This is a genomic window from Vogesella mureinivorans (assembly GCF_007644035.1).
Classification (GTDB): domain Bacteria; phylum Pseudomonadota; class Gammaproteobacteria; order Burkholderiales; family Chromobacteriaceae; genus Vogesella; species Vogesella mureinivorans.
On the sequence record NZ_VMTV02001174.1, the window covers coordinates 1 to 345 of the forward strand.

The window sequence follows — 345 nt, forward strand, 5'->3', positions numbered from 1 at the left end:
ACGCGTACATCTGCATCACCTCGTCGATCTGGCTGTCGGCCGCCTCGAAGCGCGGCAGGCCCTGCAGGGTTTCCAGGTCGGGCACTTCGAACAGCAGACCGCGATCGGACAGCAGGCGCGACTCGCCCCAACGGGCCAGCGCGCGGTGCTCGACCAGGGCGATTTCCAGGGTGTCGGGCCAGAGTTTGCGCACCGCCACCTGCTCCACCCAGGGCAGGGCCGCGAGCGAGGCGCGTACGCCCTCCAGGTCGACCGCGAAGAAGCCGCGGTCGAGATGCGGCCGCACCGCCGCCTGCACGTGCTCGGCGCTGACCCGCTGGAACTCGGCGGACACGCGCAGCTGCC

1 protein-coding gene is annotated in these 345 nt (G+C 71.3%); it reads right to left on the reverse strand.

What is annotated here, in order from left to right; all coding sequences use genetic code 11:
* Window positions 1-345: cell division protein FtsQ/DivIB (locus tag FLQ44_RS23380; protein ID WP_147696235.1), on the reverse strand; the 345-nt coding region annotated here is incomplete at both ends.